The 259-nt window shown below is 60.6% G+C and carries 1 pseudogene; it reads left to right on the plus strand.

Features of this window, described 5'->3' with window-relative positions:
- Window positions 1-259, plus strand: a pseudogene (locus ACRHNM_RS17210) (hypothetical protein); the annotation flags it as partial.

A 259-nucleotide genomic window follows, 5' to 3' on the forward strand; every position in this document is an offset into this window, starting at 1 on the left:
TCGAGGCCGAAGGCGTGGTAACGCTGAGCAAGGGGGTTGCCGTGAGCGAAGGCACCTGGGAAGTAGCCACCAATACCGAAGGCCAACTGGTACTGGCCATCTCCATGGGAGACGAGCCCGGGGTCAACTTTGAATGGCCGCTGCGCGAACTCCTGGACAACCGCCTGAAATTCGAGGTGGAGGAGATCGACGACGAACTGATCCTGCTGCGCGTATGCCCGGGGACTGTTGACAACGACGTTGCCGAAGTCCGCAATGG

Source organism: Psychroserpens mesophilus, assembly GCF_050617655.1.
GTDB classification, from domain to species: domain Bacteria; phylum Bacteroidota; class Bacteroidia; order Flavobacteriales; family Flavobacteriaceae; genus Psychroserpens; species Psychroserpens mesophilus_A.